The sequence below is a fragment of the Mycobacterium simiae genome (assembly GCF_008370645.1).
Lineage (GTDB): Bacteria > Actinomycetota > Actinomycetes > Mycobacteriales > Mycobacteriaceae > Mycobacterium > Mycobacterium simiae_A.
In genome coordinates, this window is sequence record NZ_VTZN01000629.1 from 1 (window position 1) to 289 (window position 289).

The 289-nt window shown below is 71.3% G+C and carries 1 protein-coding gene; it reads left to right on the top strand.

Annotated elements, in window-relative coordinates:
* The coding region (locus F0Q45_RS27180) for a beta-ketoacyl synthase N-terminal-like domain-containing protein (protein WP_149656720.1) at nucleotides 1-289 on the top strand (289 nt) is incomplete at both ends.

Sequence of the window (289 nt, forward strand, 5' to 3'; positions counted from 1 at the left end):
CACCCCCGCGGCGTTTGTGGAGTTCAGTCGGCAGCGGGCACTGGCTGCCGACGGTCGGTGCAAGGCCTATGCGGGCGCCGCTGACGGCACCGCCTGGTCCGAGGGCGCTGGGGTGCTGGTGGTGGAGCGGCTCGCTGATGCGCAGCGGTTGGGTCATCCGGTGTTGGCGCTGGTGCGTGGTTCGGCGGTCAATCAAGATGGCGCCTCCAACGGTCTCACGGCACCGAATGGGCCGGCGCAGCAGCGGGTGATTCGGGCGGCGTTGGCCAGTGCGCGGCTGGGTGCGGCT